Origin of the sequence: Methylocystis silviterrae, from assembly GCF_013350005.1 — a bacterium.
Lineage (GTDB): Bacteria > Pseudomonadota > Alphaproteobacteria > Rhizobiales > Beijerinckiaceae > Methylocystis > Methylocystis silviterrae.
This window is the reverse complement of the sequence record NZ_JABVWW010000007.1, coordinates 23486-36818: the sequence shown is the minus strand read 5'-3', so window position 1 is coordinate 36818 and position 13333 is coordinate 23486. Positions and strand designations below refer to the sequence as shown.

Genomic DNA, 13333 nt, shown 5'->3' with positions numbered 1-13333 from the left:
GACCTTAAGCGCCCGGACCTCCATGAACATTTTCGACGACTTTCACGCTCGCATCGCCGCCATTCTCGATCGCATCGCGGCCGACGGCCGGCTGCCCAGTCTCGATCACGCGCGCTTCGTCGTCGAGCCGCCAAAGGACGCAGCGCTGGGCGATCTCGCGTCGAACGCGGCCATGGTCTTCGCCAGGGAGGCGAAGCCGCATTTCGCCTCGCCGCGCGAACTGGCCGTCGAAATCGGCTACGCCCTTGCGCAGTCGCCGGGCGTCGCCGGCGCCGAAGTCGCCGGACCGGGCTTCATCAATATCCGCCTCAAGCCGAAGATTTTCGCTGACGTTCTACGCGCCGTGTTGCGCGATCCGCAGAATTTCGGCCGCGTCGCCAAGAGTCGGTCGAGCGCTCTGCAGGGCAAGGTGAATGTCGAATATGTGTCGGCCAATCCGACGGGGCCGATGCATGTCGGCCACGGCCGGGGCGCCGTCTTCGGCGACGCGCTCGCAAATCTCTTGGCCTTTTCGGGCTGCGAGGTGACGCGCGAATATTACATCAATGACGCCGGCGCCCAGGTCGACGTCCTGGCGCGCTCCGTTTTTCTCCGCTGCCGCGAGGCTCTGGGCGAGGCGATCACGATCCCCGAGGGGCTCTACCCGGGCGACTATCTGAAACCCGTCGGCGCGGCGCTCGCCAAAGCGCATGGCGAGGCGCTCGCCAGCGAGGCGGAGAGCCTGTGGCTGCCAATCGTTCGCGCCGCCGCCATCGACGCCATGATGGAGATGATCCGCGGCGATCTTGCCGCCTTGAACATCACGCATGAGACGTTCTTTTCCGAGCGGGCCTTGCATGCAAAAAAGGACGGCGTCTCGGCGATCGACGCCGCCATCGACTGGCTTCGAGCCAAAGGCCTCGTCTATGAGGGCCGCTTGCCTCCGCCAAAAGGGCAATTGCCCGACGACTGGGAGGATCGCGAGCAGACGCTGTTCAGATCGACGCTCTTTGGCGACGATGTCGACCGCGCCTTGAAGAAATCCGACGGCTCGCCGACCTATTTCGCAGCGGATATCGCCTATCATAAGGATAAGATCGATCGCGGATTCGACACGCTTGTCGACGTCTGGGGCGCGGATCACGGCGGCTATGTCAAGCGCATGACGGCGGCGGTCGCCGCGCTCTCGGACAAGCGCGTGACGCTCGACGTCAAGCTTTGCCAGCTCGTCAAGCTGATGCGCGCCGGCGAACCGGTCAAAATGTCGAAGCGGGCCGGGGACTTCGTCACTTTGCGAGAGGTCGTCGACGAGGTCGGCGTCGACGCCGTGCGATTCATGATGCTCTATCGCAAGAATGACGCGCCGCTCGACTTCGACCTTGCCAAAGTCATCGAGCAATCGAAGGACAACCCGGTCTTTTACGTCCAATACGCCCATGCGCGGGGAAAGTCGGCGCTGCGCCAGGCTCTCGCCGCTTTTCCCGATATGGGCCTCTCGGCCCAAAGCCTAGCCGAGGCGAATCTGGCGCTTTTGGCGGATGAGGGCGAACTTGCTTTGGCCAAGATGATTGCCCAGTATCCGCGGGTGATCGAGGCGGCGGCGGCCGCGCATGAGCCGCACCGGGTGGCCTTTTATCTGCATGAACTGTCGAGCGTGTTCCATTCGCATTGGAATCGCGGCAAAGATCAGCCGCACTTACGCTTTGTTAAGTCTGAAGAGAGAGAGTTAACCATCGCTCGGGTTGCGTTGGTTAGCTCTTTAACGATCGTCCTGGGGTCAGGCTTAAGGCTGCTCGGCGTGAGCGCCCCCGACGAGATGCGCTAATCGACGCCTTGAGCGGCCACGGCCAGGCGTAGGACGCGCATATCAATTTGCTTCGCGCCCCCCAGGAATCAACGAGCGAGGTGCATTATGCGCGAGACATCCGTTAGAGGCCCGGCGATCGATCTCGGCGAATTCGAGCGGCGGCTGCGTGGGTCCGAACGCGCCCCCCGAGCCGACGATCCGCTCAGCGAACTCGCGCGGCTGGTCCACGGCGGGGACCGCGCCGCCCCGGATCCTTACAGCCAAATTCTCGCGGAGGCGCGCGACGCTCGCGTTCAAGCCGCTCAACTGCGGGGATCATATGACGCCGCGCCGCCAGTGGCGGCTGAACCGCCCTATTATCCAGAGCCGTCGATGGAGCAGCCTTTGGAGCCTGCCTATCCGGTTGATCCCGACTATCGCGATTTGCCGCCGGGCTATAGCCCGCAGCAAGGGGCCGGATACGAGTCCGCGTATCAGGAGGCCGAGGCCGGCTGGAGCGATGATTCGCAATATCTCGATTATGGCCAGAGCGATGAATATTATGAGGATTCTCACGGCTGGCGGTCCTGGTTCCGGCCGTGGCACGCCGTCGTCGCGATTTCGCTCGTCGCCGTTCTGAGCATCGGCTTCGCTTTCTGGCATCGCAGCGGCTCCAATGGCTCACGCGAGATCGCGACCATCGTCGCGCCGGAAGGACCGGTGAAGGTCAAGCCAAGCGTTGAGGCCGAAACTTCGGCGCCTGACGCCAGCGCCGCTGTCGTTCTGGACCGCAGGGAGCAGGCGCCGGTTCAGAAGCTTGTCACCAATCAGGAACAGGCGGTGGATCCATCCGTTACGCCGCATGCGGTGCAGCTCGGCGACGGGCCTGTTAATTTGCCGCATGAGCCTCCGGCTCCCGCTACGGCCGCGCCAAGGAGAGTGAAAACCGTCACCGTGCGGCCGGACGGCAGCCGGGTGGAAGATGGCGCTCTGCCGACGGCCGTCGCCATGGCGAGCAGGCCTGCCGCCGAGACGGCGGCGCATCCAGCCGTCCCTGGCGCCATCGGCGCGGCGACCGCGACGCCGCCGACGCAGGCGAAGCCAACGGCGACGCCCCCGCGAATCGCCAAGCCGAAACCGGCGGCGCCGAAAGTCGCCGCAGTAGACGAGTCTCCGGGAGCCGGAGCGCCGGACGCGGACTACGATCAAGCGACGCCTCCGAGCAAAGGCGGCTTCGCCGTGCAGTTCGGCGCGGCGGACAGCGAGGCCGACGCCCGCGAACTGCTGAAGACCGTCGTCAGCAAATATCGCTCACAGCTTGGCGGCCTGAAGCCGACCTTCAAAATGGCGACCGTGAATGACAGGACCGTCTACCGCGTGCGCGTCGGGGCCATCAGCAAGGAGTCCGCGAACGCGATCTGCAGCAAGGTGAAGGCGACCGGCGGCTCCTGCTTCGTCGCGGGCAACTGACGGGACGACATGCGCGCCTTCATCTGTGGATTGAAGGGACCAACGCTTGAGGATGACGAGCGCGCGTTCCTGCGCGACGCCGCGCCGTGGGGCGTGATCCTCTTTCGCCGCAATGTCGACGCGCCCGAGCAGATCAGGCGGCTGACCGCAGAAATTCGGGACGCTCTTGGCCGCCATGCGCCTGTTCTGGTTGATCAGGAGGGCGGTCGCGTGCAGCGTCTGGGTCCGCCGCACTGGCGCGCCTATCCGGCCGCCGCGCGCTTTGAGCTGGCGGCCGCCAACGCCGCGCAGGCCGAGCGACTCGCGTGGCTCGGCGCCCGGCTCATCGCCCGTGATCTGCGGTCAGTCGGCGTCGACGTCGACTGCCTGCCGGTGCTCGATGCGCCCGCCGAGGATTCCCACAGCATCATCGGCGATCGCGCCTATAGCCGCGATCCGGCGCGCGTCGCCGCGATCGGCCGCGCAGCCGCCGAAGGGTTGATGGCGGGCGGCGTCGCGCCGGTGATGAAGCACATTCCCGGGCATGGGCGCGCCCGCGCCGACAGCCATTTGGAGCTGCCGGTGGTCAAGGCGAGCCGCGAGGACCTGGAGCTTATCGATTTTGCGCCGTTCAAGGCGAACGCCGATCTGCCGATGGCGATGAGCGCCCATGTTGTCTACACGGCGATAGATCCAACTGCGCCTGGAACACTGTCAAAGTCGGTGATCGGCGACATCGTCCGCGGCCATATCGGCTTTGATGGTCTCCTCATGACCGACGACCTTTCGATGAAGGCGCTTTCGGGGGGCTTTCGCCAGCGCGCCGAGAACGCGATCGGCGCCGGATGCGATATCGTGCTGCACTGCAACGGGGATCTAGCGGAAGCGCGGCCGGTCGCCGAAGGCGCGCCGCCGCTTGAGGGCGCGGCGCTCGCGCGCGCCGAAAAGGCGCTCGAATGTGTGCGGCGGCCCCTCGAACCCTTCGATGTCGCGGAGGCGACGCGCGAGTTCGACGCGGCGATGCGGGCGGTGGCGTGAATTCTTGCGCACAGGCGCACTAAGTCTACCGTGATAATATGAAAAACATCACAGTATCACTTGACGACGAACTTTATCGGCGCGCGCGGATCAGAGCGGCGCAGGACGATACTTCTGTGTCGGCCGTCGTTCGCCGTTTCCTCATTGAATTCGCTTCGGAAGAAACGGAGTTCGACCGGCTGAAACGCCAGGAGCGGGAACTCCGCGCGCAAATCCAGCAATTTCGCGCTTCAGACCGGCTCTTGCGCCAGAACGTTCATGAGAGGCGCATATCGGGCAACCAAAGAGGTGACCGGCTTTCTGGACACCAATATTCTGCTCTACTCGATCAGCCGTGATCCGACTGAGGCGGAAAAACGCGAGCGGGTCGATCGACAATCTGCAGATCCTCGACCCCTTTCGATAGCGGTTCTCTCCTGTGGACCGGCGCTCCCAAAGCACAGGCAGCGCTTGCGATAGCGGGCCATCGGGGCCACTCTCGCGCCGGAACGCTCGGCCACGCCGATTCGTAAAGGAAACAGGCGCAATTCGGGAATGGCCCAGGAACTGACCTTCGAGCTGGACGAGCCCCGCGGCGACGCCGAAGAGGCCTTTCTCGTCGACGTCGACGGATTCGAAGGGCCGCTCGATTTGCTGCTCGAGCTTGCGCGCCGGCAGAAGGTCGACCTCGCCCGCATTTCGATCCTCGCGCTCGCCGAGCAGTATCTCGCCTTCATCGAGGCGGCGCGGCGCGTGCGCCTCGAACTCGCCGCCGACTATCTGGTGATGGCGGCCTGGCTCGCCTTCCTGAAGTCGCGTCTGCTGTTGCCGGATCCGCCGAAAGGCGACGAGCCGTCCGCGTCAGATCTCGCCGCCGCGCTCGCGGATCGCCTGCGCAGGCTCGAGCTCATTCGGCGCGCCGCCGACAGGCTCACCGAGCGCGCGCGGCTGGGGCGCGATATGTTTCTGCGCGGCGGCCCTGAAGGCGTTGAGACGATCTCGCATCCCAAATTTCAGGCCAGCCTCTACGATCTTCTCTCGGCTTACGCCCGGCAGCGCCAGAAGACCGCGACGTCGCGGGTGGTGATGCGGCAGCGCGCGGTGTGGTCTCTGGCCGAAGCGCGCGAAGCCCTCGAACGGCTCGTCGGCGTCGCGACGGAATGGACCGTGCTCGACGATTTTTTGCTGCATTACTGTGTGGACATGCAGACGGCGCGCACTGTGCGCGCCTCGGCCTTCACCGCTTCGCTCGAAATGGTGCGGGAGGGGCGATTCGACATCCGTCAGGACCGGCACTTCGCGCCGCTTTGGGTGCGGCGGCGGGCGCCCGACGAAGCGGAAGAGACTGCGGGCGCGTCTTAGCCCCGGAACTATAGGAGGCATCCGGTGGCGCAGGCTGCGGAGAAGATCGAACTCTTTGACGTGAACAGCGACGACGAGCTTGCGCGTCACGAGGCTCGGCTGCGCGAAGCGGAGCGCATCATCGAGGCGCTGCTTTTCGCCTCCGCCGAGCCGCTTGATGAAGCGGAAATGGCGCGCCGCATCGAGGAGGGCGCCGATCTCGAGCGCGTCCTGGAGCGGCTGCGCGCCCATTATGCGGGCCGCGGCGTTAATCTCACCCGCGTCGGCAAGAAGTGGTTTTTCCGCACCGCCGCCGACCTCAACTGGATCCTCGCACGCGAGCAGGTCGAGGAGAAAAAGCTCTCCCGCGCCGCGCTGGAGACGCTCGCGATCATCGCCTATCACCAGCCGACGACTCGCGCCGAGATCGAAGAGATTCGCGGCGTCGCCATTTCCAAGGGCACGCTCGACGTGCTGCTCGACACCGGCTGGATCAGGCTGCGCGGCCGCCGCAAAGCGCCGGGCAGGCCGATCACCTATGGCACGACCGACGCTTTCCTGATGCATTTCGGGCTTGAGCAGATCGGCGATCTGCCGGGGCTCGACGAACTCAAGGGCGCTGGCCTGTTCGATGGCCGGCTGCCGAAGGGCTTCGGCGTGCCGCAACCCTCGGATGACGCCGCGTTGCGCGAGGATGAGGAGCCGCTCGAGGATGAGGCGCCGGAGCTGCTCGAAATGGAGTTTCCGGACGAGCCCGAGGCGCCGGAAACGCCTGAGGCCGCCGACGACGAGGAGCTTTGACGGCTCCGCCGAGCGGCGCAGTCAAGCGACAGGAAATTTCTACGTCCCTTAAGGATGTCCGCAGCGTGCATCTGCGCGCCGCGTCCTTGTTTTTATGGCGAGGGGCGCATAGTTTCCGGGCAAACGCCGGTCGTCCCGGTTTTCTCGTTAGGAAGGATGCGCGCCATGGGCGGTCTGTCGATCTGGCATTGGATCATTGTCGGCGCGGTCGTCTTCATTCTTTTTGGCGGCAAGTTCAAGATTTCCGACGTGATGGGTGACGTGGCCAAGGGCATCAAGGCCTTCAAGAAGGGCATGTCGGAAGACGAGGCGGCCGATGACGCTAAAAAGCCGCTCGAAGGCCAGGCCAGCGAGCGCCGCGCTCTGGAGAGCGACAAGGCGGACAGCAAGAAGGTCTAGCGCCCCTCCCTGTCCCTCCCCCGCTATCGGGAGAGAGGGGACCCTTACGAGCAGCGTGCCACGCGGATAAAAAGCGGCTCCTGCTCCCTCTCCCGCTGAGCGGGGGAGGGTTGGGGTGGGGGTGAGAGCAGGTAACGATATGTTCGATCTCGAACCCGGCAAGCTCATCGTCATCGCCATCGTCGCGCTTATTGCGATTCCCTCGAAGGATTTGCCGCGCGTTTTGCGCTCGCTTGGGCAGTTTTCCGGAAAAATGCGCCGCATGGCCGCGGAATTTCAGGGACAATTCATGGAGGCGATGCGCGAGGCCGAGCTCGATGATCTGCGCAAGGAGGTCGGCGAGATGAGGGACGCCGTAAAAGAGAGCGTGAAGCTCGACGGCGCTTTCGATCCGATGGCCGAAGCGCGCAAGCAGATCACCGGCGCAATCAGAGGCGACGAAAAGCCGTCGAAGGATGAGGACGCGCCAATCGCATCCTCCGAGACGCAGCCTTCGGCCGCTCTTCAGGATGAGGATTCTGGTCTCCCTCCGGATTCGCCGAAGAAGGCCGCCACATGAACGAGGCCGACGAAGCCGAAATCGAGGCCAGCAAGGCGCCGTTGATCGAACATCTGATGGAATTGCGCGAGCGCCTGATCAAGGCGCTGCTCGCCTTTCTAGCGATGTTCGTGCTCTCCTTCTTCTTCGCCAAGGATATCTACAATCTGCTTCTCGTTCCCTACACGCAGGTCGCAGGCCCCGAGGCGCGGCTGATCTACACGGCGCCGCAGGAATATTTCTTCACCCAGATCAAGGTCGCGCTGTTTATGGCGGCGTTTTTCTCCTGCCCGATCGTGCTTTCGCAGATCTACGCCTTCGTCGCGCCCGGGCTCTACAAGCATGAGCGTAGGGCGTTCCGGCCCTATCTTTTCGCGACGCCGATCTTCTTCGCCTTCGGCGCGCTCGTCGTCTATTTTCTGGTGATGCCCAATCTGTTGCGTTTCTTCATGGGGATGCAGCAAGCGAATGAACCGGGCAAGGCGCAGATCGAACTGCTGCCGCGCGTCTCCGAATATCTTTCGCTGATCATGACGCTCGTGCTCGCCTTCGGCATCGTGTTTCAATTGCCGGTGGTTTTGACGCTGCTCGGTCAGGTCGGCATCGTGACGTCGGAGTTTCTCAAAGAGAAGCGGCGTTACGCCGTCGTGCTCGTCTTCATCGTCGCGGCGGTTTTGACGCCGCCGGACGTGTTCTCGCAGCTCGCGCTCGCTGTCCCAGGCGTGCTGCTCTACGAAGCGTCGATTTACGCCGTGCGCATGGTCGAGAAGAAGCGGGCCGCCGCCCAAGCAGCGGCGAGCGGCGGCTCATAGGCGACATCTCGCCGCTTGACCCTGTTACCTGCCCGCGAGAGAAAGGCGCCCTCGACAAAGCCCCCGCCGTCATGGCCGGGCTTGTCCCGGCAGCCCAAGCGGCGGTCGCGCGAGTAAAGCGGCCACTTGACGTTGTGGGGCGCGAGGAGGAAGCAGAGAAAGCAGTCTGATTCAGCGGCGTCATGCCCGGCCTTGGGCCGGGCATCCACGTGGTTCGGGTCGCTTGCACTTACTTGTTTGCCGCAATGTCTTGGCGTGGATGGCCGGGACAAGCCCGGCCATGACGGCTTCTTATCGCTTCATTCAACACTGCTCGAGCATCATGTACGACATCAAATGGATTCGCGAGAACGCTGACATTTTCGACCGCGGCCGCGCGCGGCGCGGGCTGGAGCCGATCTCAACGCAGCTGCTCGCCTTTGACGATGCGCGGCGCGCGGCGATCGGCGAATTGCAGCGCGCGCAGGAGCGGCGCAATGCGGCCTCGAAAGAGATCGGCGCGGCGATGAAGGCTGGCGACAGCGCCAGGGCCGAAGCGCTCAAGGCGGAAGTCGCGCGGATCAAGGAAAACTGGCCGGCGCTCGAAGAAGCCGAGCGATATGCGATCGCCGAACTCGACAACGCGCTTGCCGCCATTCCCAACACGCCGCTTGATGAAGTCCCCGACGGCGCCGACGAGAACGACAATGTCGAAGTCGCGCGCTGGGGCGAGCCGCGCGTATTCGACTTCACGCCGAAAGAGCATTTCGAAATCGGCGAAGGCCTCGGACTGATGGATTTCGAAACGGCGGCGAAAATTTCCGGCGCGCGTTTCGTCGTCAACAAGGGCGGTCTGGCGCGCTTGGAGCGCGCGCTCGCGCAATTCATGCTCGACCTGCATACGAGCGAGCATGGCTATATGGAGGTGAGCCCGCCGCTCTTGGTGCGCGACGATGCGATGTTCGGCACAGCGCAATTGCCGAAGTTTCGGGATGATCAGTTTTCAGTGACGTCGGGACGACAGATCGTTGCGCCGCCAGACTCCACCACCGAAGAGATTGTGCCTACGTCTGAATACTGGCTCATCCCCACGGCCGAAGTGCCGCTCACCAATCTCGTGCGCGAATCCATCCTCGACGAAGCGCAACTTCCGATGCGCCTGACCGCCGGCACATATTGCTTTCGCGCCGAAGCCGGCGCCGCCGGCAAGGACACGCGCGGCATGATCCGCCAGCACCAGTTCTACAAGGTCGAACTCGTCTCGATCACGACGCCGGAGCAATCCCTGGAAGAGCACGAGCGCATGACCGCCTGCGCCGAGAAGGTCTTGCAGCTTCTCGAACTGCCCTATCGCAAGGTCGTGCTCTGCACCGGCGACATGGGCTTCGCGAGCCAAAAAACCTACGACCTCGAAGTCTGGCTGCCGGGGCAGGGGAAATATCGCGAGATTTCCTCATGCTCGGTCTGCGGCGATTTCCAGGCGCGGCGCATGAACGCGCGCTATCGTCCCGCTGAGAGCAAGGGCAAGAATAAGGGAATCGGCTTCGTTCATACGCTGAACGGTTCCGGCGTCGCCGTCGGCCGCGCGATGGTCGCGGTCTTGGAAAATTACCAGCAGTCCGACGGCTCAGTCGACGTTCCGCGCGTCCTTCGGCCTTACATGGGCGGACTGACGCGCATCCCGGGCTGAGCGCCGTCGGTGGACGCAGCGCCCGCGTCTCGCCGGTTCTTCGCAGTAGGGCTCGGGCGACGTTCCAAAAATCGGCGTCCAGCCATAGCCGTAGTCGGCGCGCGGCGCATAGCCGTCGCTGAGCAGGTCGCGCGCCGCGAGGGGCAGCGCCACGGGAGCGGCCAAAAACCCCAACAGGCCGGAGCCGGGCGCGGTCGGCGGCGCGCCGGGGATGACCAGCGGCGCCGGGACATAACCCATGGTCCCGCCATATTGCACCTGACACCAGCGGCCGCAGCCCAGGACGTTGAAGGGAATGTTCGCCGCCATGGTCGTGACGGGCCGCGCATCCGAACTCGGGCTCACGCGCAGCGGCGTCACCGCCGCCACATAGGCCTCAAAAGCGGCGGCGCAGCCGGGCGCGGCGTTCATCGCCGCCGCGAGCAAAAGCGCAAGTCGTAAGCGCATCAAAATTCCTCCAGAGAATGAGGCGGGCCGATATAGGGTCATTGTGGACGTTCGGCGTCGAATCGTCCAAAGAAACTCGGGCTTCCTCAGGCGCCCGTCCACTCCAGGCGAACCGCTGTAAGCATGCGCATTCTCATTACCAATGACGACGGCATACACGCGCGCGGCCTCGCGATCGCGGAGGCGATCGCGCGCGCATTCACCGACGATATTTTCGTCATCGCGCCGGAATTCGAGCAGTCGGGCGTTTCGCATTCGCTGTCGCTCAACGATCCGCTGCGGTTGCGGGAGATTTCGCCGCGTCATTTCGCCGTCAAGGGAACGCCGACCGATTGCGTCATCATGGGCCTGCGCAAGCTGATGCTCGATCAGCCGCCCGATCTTCTCATTTCCGGCGTCAACTGCGGCCAGAATGTCGCCGAGGACGTCTCCTATTCCGGAACCATCGCCGGGGCGATGGAGGGCACGATTCTGGGCATTCCGTCGATTGCGCTCTCCCAGGTCTATGATTTTTTTGCAGACCGCCGGACGATCCATTGGGAATGCGCGGCGACGCATGGCGTTGAGGTCGTGCGCCGCCTGCTCGCTGCGGGCATTCCCAAGAACGTGTTGATGAATGTGAATTTTCCGCATTGTGCGCCCCGGGACGTCGCCGGCGTCGCGATCACGATGCAGGGCCGGCGCAGCAGCGACATTATGAGGATCGAGGACCGCAAGGACGGCCGCGGCAATCCCTATCACTGGATCACTTTCCAGCGCGGCGACTTCAAGCCGGGGCAGGGCACCGACCTGCTGGCGCTCGAAGAAAAGAAAATCTCGATCACCCCGCTGCAGCTGGATTTCACCGATCACCCGACGGTGACGCGGCTCGCGGCGGCGTTTGAGGGCAAGGAATGACCGAGGAGGCCGGCGCGCGTCAGGCCAGCCAATTTGAGGAGCGCGCGGCGCTGCTGCTGACCTTGCGTCAGGCGGGGCTGCGCGATCTCTCGGTGTTGCGCGCGATCGAGGCCACCCCGCGGGAGGCGTTCGCGCCCTACCGCTTTCGCGATCTCGCGAACCGCAATCTCTCGCTGCCGATCGGCTGCGGGCAGACCATGTCGCGTCCGGTCGAACTTGCCAGACGGCTCGAGGCGCTCAAAATCGGCCGCGGCCATCGGGTGCTGGAGGTCGGGGCGGGGTCCGGCTATGGCGCGGCGGCGCTCGCGCAGCTCGCAAGCGAGGTCGTAAGCCTCGAACGCTTCGAGACGCTCGCCATCGAGGCCTCGCGCCGGTTGGCCGCCCACGGCGCCGCAAACGCCAAGGCGATTTTCGCCGACGGCCTCGATCCGCCTCACGAGCTTGGACGCTTCGATAGAATCATCGTCCAGGCCTCGGTCGACGCCGCGCCTGCTGCGCTCATCCAGATGCTCACGCCGGGCGGCGCGTTGCTCTTCGCCCGAAGGGAGCACGCGCAGGCCGGCGCGCGGGCGAAGGAACGATTGATTAAGCTTGATCGCAATGAGGACGGCGAACTGCGGGAGACCGATCTTGGCCCGTGTCGCCTGGGGCCGGCGATCCCCGGACTGGCGCAGGCGCTCTAAAACATCGTGACCGAATGCTGAAAATTTTCACGGCCGCGCGCGCTTTGCGTTCATCTTAAACGGCTCCTTAACCGCCGCGCTGTTACCCATAAAGCCGTTCAATGTTGCGTTCGGGTGGGTCGCGTCATGGTTACCAAGCATCATATTGCTTATTCCCGCGCCGCAGTGCGGTTCTTGGCGGCCGTTGGCGTCGCCGCCCTTGTCGCCGGCTGCTCCGACGCCTCCCGCTTCGGAGGCGACACCTTCTCCGATCCCTTCTCCGACCCCTTCTCAGGATCGGCCAAGACCGCCTCGCTCGGCGTCGACCGGGCGCCTGTTGGCGCGATCGCCGACGCGCCGGCGCAGAGCCCGCCCTCCACGACGGTGGAAACCCGTCCATTGCCTGCCCCCTCGGCCAGCGCGTCCGCTCAGAGCGGCGGCGCTTCCATGGCGCGGACCTCTACGCCAGCGGCGCAGCCGTCGCCGACGCGCGTCGCAGCCGCCGGCGCCAGCGGCCACTGGAGCGCCGAAGGCGGCACGCCGATCGTTGTCGCCCAGGGCGAGACCGCGGCATTGCTCGCCACCCGCTACGGCGTGCCCCCCGACGCGCTGCTGCGCGCCAATGGTTTTAACGTCGCGTCCCAGGTTCAGCCGGGCTCGCGTCTGGTGATTCCGGTCTATCGCGCCGGCGCCGCTCCCGTCATGGCGACGCGCGTCCCGGCCGCGGCCAAGCCGATCGCCGCGAAGCCTGCGCCGCTGGCGAAGTCCGTGGCCGACGCCAAGCCGGTGCGCAAGACCGAAGCCGAACCGATGAAAGCGAAGCCGATCGAAAAGTCGAAGGCGGTAGCCAAGACTTTACCGGAGAAGACGCTCGTCAAGGCAGAGCCGCGCATCGCCGCCACGACGCCGGCGCGCGCCGTCAAAACCGAGCGGATCGCCCGTGGGCCGTCCTCTCCCGAGGCGTCGGAAGCAGAGTCCAAGATCGCGGACGCGCGCAGCAAGCCCGTTGTCGCCGAAACGCCGAAAGAAACGCCCAGCGCCCGTAAGGTCGATGCGACCGCGACCGCCTCCATTCCCCCGGCGAATGACGCGAAAGCGGTGGCGTCCGACGAAGGTCGGCCCGAGTTTCGCTGGCCCGCCCGCGGCCGCATCATTCAGGGCTTCACATCGGGCGGCAACGACGGAATCAACATCGCGGTGCCTGAGGGAACGCAGGTCAAGGCGGCCGAAGGCGGGGTCGTCGCCTACGCCGGCAGTGAGCTCAAGGGCTACGGCAATCTCGTGCTCATTCGGCATCCCAACGGCTTCGTTTCGGCCTACGCCCACAATGGCGAACTCGACGTCAAGCGCGGCGATCAGGTCAAGCGCGGTCAGACGATCGCCAAATCCGGCCAGTCGGGCAATGTCGGCTCGCCGCAGCTTCACTTCGAACTGCGCAAGGGTTCGACGCCCGTCGATCCCACCCGCTATCTGGCGGGGTTGTAGGCGTCGACGCAAGAACGCTCCAGCGTCCGCGAGACACGAAGGCGCTGGAGA

General features: G+C 64.8%; 14 protein-coding genes. 13 read left to right on the top strand and 1 reads right to left on the bottom strand.

Going from position 1 to position 13333, the window contains the following annotated elements:
* Nucleotides 1–22: 22 nt before the first annotated feature.
* The 10 genes from argS (at nt 23) to serS (ending at nt 9791) form a co-directional block, all read left to right on the top strand.
* Nucleotides 23–1804: an arginine--tRNA ligase gene (gene argS / locus HUN39_RS09845; RefSeq protein ID WP_175094358.1), complete on the top strand. Its 1782-nt coding sequence runs from the start codon at nt 23–25 to the stop codon at nt 1802–1804.
* A gap of 87 nt (nt 1805–1891) precedes the next feature.
* Nucleotides 1892–3235: an SPOR domain-containing protein gene (locus HUN39_RS09840; RefSeq protein ID WP_175094357.1), complete on the top strand. Its 1344-nt coding sequence runs from the start codon at nt 1892–1894 to the stop codon at nt 3233–3235.
* A gap of 9 nt (nt 3236–3244) precedes the next feature.
* Complete coding sequence (nagZ, locus tag HUN39_RS09835; protein WP_175094356.1) at nt 3245–4252, top strand: beta-N-acetylhexosaminidase; 1008 nt, start codon at nt 3245–3247, stop codon at nt 4250–4252.
* A gap of 38 nt (nt 4253–4290) precedes the next feature.
* A complete protein-coding gene (locus HUN39_RS09830) occupies nt 4291–4590 on the top strand; it encodes a hypothetical protein (protein WP_232366026.1) in 300 nt (99 codons plus the stop codon).
* Nucleotides 4591–4786: 196 nt separating this feature from the next.
* The gene (locus tag HUN39_RS09825; protein WP_175094355.1) at nt 4787–5593 is read left to right on the top strand and encodes a segregation and condensation protein A; all 807 of its coding nucleotides are present in this window, start codon (nt 4787–4789) and stop codon (nt 5591–5593) included.
* 24 nt (nt 5594–5617) lie between these two features.
* Nucleotides 5618–6373 (top strand): SMC-Scp complex subunit ScpB, encoded by a 756-nt coding sequence (gene scpB / locus HUN39_RS09820; RefSeq protein ID WP_175094354.1) that lies wholly within the window; start codon nt 5618–5620, stop codon nt 6371–6373.
* A gap of 165 nt (nt 6374–6538) precedes the next feature.
* Nucleotides 6539–6772 (top strand): twin-arginine translocase TatA/TatE family subunit, encoded by a 234-nt coding sequence (locus HUN39_RS09815; protein ID WP_175094353.1) that lies wholly within the window; start codon nt 6539–6541, stop codon nt 6770–6772.
* Between the two features lie 139 nt (nt 6773–6911).
* Nucleotides 6912–7331: a Sec-independent protein translocase family protein gene (locus HUN39_RS09810; RefSeq protein WP_175094352.1), complete on the top strand. Its 420-nt coding sequence runs from the start codon at nt 6912–6914 to the stop codon at nt 7329–7331.
* Nucleotides 7328–8122, top strand: coding sequence for a twin-arginine translocase subunit TatC (gene tatC / locus HUN39_RS09805; RefSeq protein ID WP_175094351.1), 795 nt, complete (start codon nt 7328–7330; stop codon nt 8120–8122). The genes HUN39_RS09810 and tatC overlap by 4 nt, the downstream gene beginning before the upstream one ends.
* Nucleotides 8123–8444: 322 nt before the next feature.
* Nucleotides 8445–9791 (top strand): serine--tRNA ligase, encoded by a 1347-nt coding sequence (gene serS, locus HUN39_RS09800; RefSeq protein WP_175094499.1) that lies wholly within the window; start codon nt 8445–8447, stop codon nt 9789–9791.
* Here the strand turns inward: serS and HUN39_RS09795 are convergent.
* Nucleotides 9729–10238, bottom strand: coding sequence for an SH3 domain-containing protein (locus HUN39_RS09795; RefSeq protein ID WP_175094350.1), 510 nt, complete (start codon nt 10236–10238; stop codon nt 9729–9731). The genes serS and HUN39_RS09795 overlap by 63 nt on opposite strands.
* A 123-nt stretch (nt 10239–10361) precedes the next feature.
* Here HUN39_RS09795 and surE point away from each other — a divergent pair, with 123 nt between their 5' ends.
* The 3 genes from surE (at nt 10362) to HUN39_RS09780 (ending at nt 13282) form a co-directional block, all read left to right on the top strand.
* On the top strand, nt 10362–11135 hold the full coding sequence (gene surE / locus HUN39_RS09790; protein ID WP_175094349.1) for a 5'/3'-nucleotidase SurE: 774 nt from the start codon (nt 10362–10364) through the stop codon (nt 11133–11135).
* A complete protein-coding gene (locus HUN39_RS09785) occupies nt 11132–11818 on the top strand; it encodes a protein-L-isoaspartate O-methyltransferase family protein (RefSeq protein WP_175094348.1) in 687 nt (228 codons plus the stop codon). The genes surE and HUN39_RS09785 overlap by 4 nt, the downstream gene beginning before the upstream one ends.
* A 126-nt stretch (nt 11819–11944) precedes the next feature.
* Nucleotides 11945–13282: a M23 family metallopeptidase gene (locus tag HUN39_RS09780; protein ID WP_175094347.1), complete on the top strand. Its 1338-nt coding sequence runs from the start codon at nt 11945–11947 to the stop codon at nt 13280–13282.
* The last annotated feature ends 51 nt before the right edge of the window (nt 13283–13333 follow it).

Bases quoted from the DNA above. Each gene is read 5' to 3' on its own strand.
- nagZ (WP_175094356.1), top strand. From the start codon at position 3,245: ATGCGCGCCTTCATCTGTGGATTGAAGGGACCAACGCTTGAGGATGAC.
- HUN39_RS09825 (WP_175094355.1), top strand. From the start codon at position 4,787: ATGGCCCAGGAACTGACCTTCGAGCTGGACGAGCCCCGCGGCGACGCC.
- HUN39_RS09780 (WP_175094347.1), top strand. From the start codon at position 11,945: ATGGTTACCAAGCATCATATTGCTTATTCCCGCGCCGCAGTGCGGTTC.
- surE (WP_175094349.1), top strand. From the start codon at position 10,362: ATGCGCATTCTCATTACCAATGACGACGGCATACACGCGCGCGGCCTC.
- tatC (WP_175094351.1), top strand. From the start codon at position 7,328: ATGAACGAGGCCGACGAAGCCGAAATCGAGGCCAGCAAGGCGCCGTTG.
- HUN39_RS09795 (WP_175094350.1), bottom strand. From the start codon at position 10,238: ATGCGCTTACGACTTGCGCTTTTGCTCGCGGCGGCGATGAACGCCGCG.
- HUN39_RS09785 (WP_175094348.1), top strand. From the start codon at position 11,132: ATGACCGAGGAGGCCGGCGCGCGTCAGGCCAGCCAATTTGAGGAGCGC.
- HUN39_RS09810 (WP_175094352.1), top strand. From the start codon at position 6,912: ATGTTCGATCTCGAACCCGGCAAGCTCATCGTCATCGCCATCGTCGCG.
- HUN39_RS09830 (WP_232366026.1), top strand. From the start codon at position 4,291: ATGAAAAACATCACAGTATCACTTGACGACGAACTTTATCGGCGCGCG.
- serS (WP_175094499.1), top strand. From the start codon at position 8,445: ATGTACGACATCAAATGGATTCGCGAGAACGCTGACATTTTCGACCGC.
- HUN39_RS09815 (WP_175094353.1), top strand. From the start codon at position 6,539: ATGGGCGGTCTGTCGATCTGGCATTGGATCATTGTCGGCGCGGTCGTC.
- HUN39_RS09840 (WP_175094357.1), top strand. From the start codon at position 1,892: ATGCGCGAGACATCCGTTAGAGGCCCGGCGATCGATCTCGGCGAATTC.
- argS (WP_175094358.1), top strand. From the start codon at position 23: ATGAACATTTTCGACGACTTTCACGCTCGCATCGCCGCCATTCTCGAT.